The sequence below is a fragment of the Luteibacter sp. P4_D7_3 genome, from assembly GCF_056401735.1.
This window is the reverse complement of record NZ_JBFUIT010000331.1, coordinates 1-4,195: the sequence shown is the minus strand read 5'-3', so window position 1 is coordinate 4,195 and position 4,195 is coordinate 1. Positions and strand designations below refer to the sequence as shown.

Genomic DNA, 4,195 nt, shown 5'->3' with positions numbered 1-4,195 from the left:
CATCCACAGGCGGGCCAGCGCGTACTCCAGGGCGAAGGTCGCGGGCTGGGTCAGTTCGGTGGCCTTCAGCGCGTCCGCGTCTGCGGCGAACATGCGCTCACGCAGGTCGAAGCCCAGTTCCCCGCGCAGCGCACTGGCGACGTCGTCGAGCGCCGCGCGAAAGACGGGTTCAGTTGCATGCAGTTCGCGACCCATGCCGGCGTACTGCGAGCCCTGGCCAGGGAAGAGGAAGACCATGCCCGGTGACGGCGTGATGCAGGTGCGGCACATCGCGGCGGCGGCGATGTCGCGCAGCTTGCCTACCGCGTCGTTGGTGGAGGTGGCGACGACATGGGTGCGCTGGACGAACGCCTTGCGACCACGGGCGAGCGTCCACGCGGTATCGGCGAGGTTGCCGTCCGGGTGCGCGGCGAGATGGTCGGCGAGTCGCGCGGCAGCGTTGCCCAGAGCCGTCGGCGTCCGTGCGGAAATCAATAGCAGCTGCGCACCACTGGCGACATCGGAAGGCACGCGCTCCGGCGCTTCCTCGAGAATCACATGGGCATTGGTGCCGCCGACGCCGAACGAACTGACACCGGCGCGCAGGGGACCTCCCGCCGTCTGCCAGGGGCGCAGCGAGTCGTTCACCACGAAGGGTGAATCGGCAAGGTTGAGGCGTGGATTGGCGGACGTGAAGTGCAGGGACGGCGGCAGGCGACGTTCGCACAGGGCCAGCGAGGTCTTGATCACGCTGGCCGCACCGGCGGCCATCACGAGGTGGCCGACATTGCTCTTCAGCGAGCCTAGCGCGCAGAAGCCCTTATCGGTCGTGCTCTGGCGGAAGGCCTGTGTCAGCCCCTCCAGCTCGATCGGGTCGCCTAGCGGCGTGGCTGTGCCATGTGCTTCGACGTAGGAAATGTCGCGCGGCGACACACCGGCATCGTCCAGCGCCATCGTGATGACGGCTGCCTGGCCGGCGGCGTTTGGCGCCGTAAAACTGGCCTTGACCCCGCCATCGTTGTTCACCGCGACGCCACGGATCACCGAGTAGATCGGGTCGCCATCGCGTAGCGCATCCGAAAGACGCTTCAGCAGGACCACGGCCGCACCGTCGCTGAACACCGTGCCCTGAGCATCGGCATCGAAGGTACGCGTGTGACCGTCGGGCGAAAGCATCGAGCCTTCCTGCGCGATGTAACCGCTGTTCGGTGGGCAGGAGATCGACGAGCCCCCGGCAAGTGCCATGCCGCAACGGCCGGCGCGCAAGGCGTCAAAAGCCTGAGCGATGGCAACGAGCGACGTGGAGCACGCGGTATTGAGACTGATCGCCGGGCCAGTGAGGTTGAGCTTGTGCGCGACGCGCGTAGCCAGGTAATCCTTCTCGTTGCCGAGCATCACCTGGAAGGCCCCGAGCTTGTCGATAAGGTCGGGCCGGCCACTGATGTGCTTCTGGAAATAGGTGGCGTTATGCATGCCGCCGAAGACGCCGACCGGCACGTCCTGCGCATCGGGAACGTAACCGCCGCGCTCGAGACATTCCCAGCACAGCTCCAGGAACAGTCGCTGCTGCGGATCCGTCAGCTCTGCTTCGCGCGGAGACATGCCGAAGAAGCCGGCGTCGAACTGTTCCACGTCGTCGATCACACCGCGCGCGGCGACATAGTCCGGATCGTCGCGATCGGCCTGGCTCACAGCCGGGTCGAGCTCCTCCGGCGCGAAGAAGCGGATCGACTCGCGACCATTGCAGAGGTTGTCCCAGAACGTCTCGACATCAGGCGCACCGGGGAAGCGGCCCGCCATGGCGATGATCGCCACCGGCTCGCCCACCGCCGGCGCGCCACCCGACAAGCGTCCTGCCAACGCCTGGCGGGTGGCGCGCCCTTCGATCGTGGCCGCCACGGCGGCCGGGGTCGGCTCGGCGAAGAAGCCGACCAGGGAGGGAGTCGGCGACAGCTCTTCATGCACGCGAGTCATGGCACGCGTCGCAAGAAGGGAGCTGCCGCCGAGGTCAAAGAAATTGTCGTCGCGGCCAACCGTGTCCAGGCCGAGTGTCGCGGCGAAGATGGCGCAGAGGCGCGTTTCCACGTCGCCTCGCGGTGCCACGAAGGGCGCCGCCAGTTCAGGGCGCGCGTTGCTCGGCGCGGGCAGGGCGCGGCGATCGAGCTTGCCGTTGTCGTTGACCGGGAGGGCGTCGAGACGCACCCAGGCCACCGGGAGCATGTAGTCGGGAAGGGTCAGGGCGAGGGCATCGCGCAGGCTGCGGGCGGTAACGCCGTCCTCGTGGCTTACGTAGTAAGCGACAAGGCGCTTTTCGCCGGGTGTGTCTTCACGCGCGATCACGGCCGCCGCGGCGACGCCGGGCAGGGCGCGAAGCACGATGTCGATCTCGCCGGTCTCGATGCGATAACCGCGGATCTTCACCTGTCCGTCGACGCGACCGACGAAACCAAGGTTGCCGTCGGGCAGCCAGTGCACGAGGTCGCCTGTGCGATAACGGGTGCCGCCAGCGACGAAGCGCTCAGCGGTGAGTTCAGGGCGGTTGAGGTAGCCACGTGCGACGCCGTTGCCACCGATGTAGAGCTCACCGACGGTGCCGGGTTCGACTTCGTTGCCTGTCTCATCGAGCACATCGAGCACATGCAGCGACGTCTCGCCGATCGGCGTACCGATGGGAATCGCGCGAAGTTCGTCGGGCAGTTCACGTGGAATGCGATACGTCGTCGCGAACGTCGTGCATTCGGTCGGACCGTAACCATTGATGAGCTGGGTTGCCGGGAGCGCGGAATACGCCTTGCGCACATGCGGCACGGAAAGCGCTTCGCCGCCGGTGAGTACGACACGCAGGCCGGAAAGATTGCTCGCATCATCGTCGACGATGGCATTGAACAGCGCAGCGGTGAGCCACGCTACTTCGGCGCCATGGCGTTCGACAGTGCGCGCGATGCCGCAGCCCGTGGGAACCCGCTCGCCGTAGACGACGCAGGTGCCGCCATTGAGCAACGGACCGAAGATCTCGAACGTGGAAGCATCGAAGCCGAGCGGCGCGGCATGCAGCACCTTCGGCGCATCGAAGTCGATGTAATCCGAACGCAGCACCAGGCGAAGGATGGCGACATGACGAATCTCGACGCCCTTAGGCGTACCGGTCGACCCGGACGTATACATCGCATAAGCAAGATCGGCCCCCTCACCCCCCTGTAGGAGCCGCTTCAGCGGCGAAGGGCGCTCGCCACTAGCCGTCTCCAGCTCCGGAACCGTAAAGAGAGGAATCTCATCACTGAGAACTTCCAGCCCTTCGTCAGCGACAATGGCCGCCACATCCGCATCCCGCAGCGCAAACGCCACGCGCTCAACGGGCCACCGCGTATCGATCGGCAGATAGGCTGCACCGGCTTTCAGTACACCGAACACGGCAACGATCGCCTCGACGGAACGCTCCATCAGCAGTGCGACATAGCTACCCGGCTCCACACCGGCCGCCACCAGGCCTGCCGCGATGCGATCGCTGCGGGCGTCCAGTTCGGCATAGGTCAGGGTCGACGCGTCCGACGCGATGGCGATCCGCTCCGGATAGGTGCGAGCCACCGAGGCGAAGCGTCCGTGGACGGTGTCGGCGCCGTGCTGGCTGCTGGATGGTGCGTCATTCATCGTATGGCCTCGTACCCGTTGGGAGAGCGCGAAGGCATAGGCCAAATGGACGAGGCGGCAACAGCGAACCCATGCGAGGCGCTGAATGCGTCGCAAAAGCTTGCCGTGGTGCCCCTGTCATCCCTCATCCACCGTGCCGTGCCTTCGGCTTTCATGCGATCCCCCGTCACGCGTCAGGGACGGTGTGTCCCTTTCGCGTCTGTGGAATCTTTATAGCCCGCGGGTCAGGGGCGGCATATACAACTGGCGTGCTAGCCGGGGTGGGCAAATGGCTGAGGGGCGAAGGCGAAGGTGCCGGCATCAAGGTCGTTCAGGTCGTCGTAGCCCAGGCCGCCGTCGATCGTGGTGCTGATGGAGGCGGGCGGGACTCTCTGCTGAATCGTGTCGGTTGTCATGGTTGCCGTTCCTTGGCTTACGTCGGGCGCATGCCTTCAGTCGTAGGTGAGTCGGATGTTGTCGATCCCCATGTAGTCGTGCCCTCGGGCTTGATGGAACGAAACAGTGCGGATAAGCCCCTCGTCACGCAAATGATATGCGGCGGATTGACACCGAGCCGGGCTTATCGTTG

General features: G+C 65.7%; 2 protein-coding genes. Both read right to left on the bottom strand.

The window, feature by feature from the left end:
• On the bottom strand, nt 1-3,627 hold a 3,627-nt coding region (locus AC1DSN_RS19205), incomplete at its 3' end, for an amino acid adenylation domain-containing protein (protein ID WP_477332265.1).
• A 251-nt stretch (nt 3,628-3,878) separates the two neighbouring features.
• On the bottom strand, nt 3,879-4,022 hold the full coding sequence (locus tag AC1DSN_RS19200) for a hypothetical protein (RefSeq protein ID WP_477297605.1): 144 nt from the start codon (nt 4,020-4,022) through the stop codon (nt 3,879-3,881).
• Nucleotides 4,023-4,195 lie beyond the last annotated feature (173 nt).

Coding starts and splice junctions, on each gene's coding strand:
- AC1DSN_RS19200 (WP_477297605.1), bottom strand. CDS start 4,022: ATGACAACCGACACGATTCAGCAGAGAGTCCCGCCCGCCTCCATCAGC.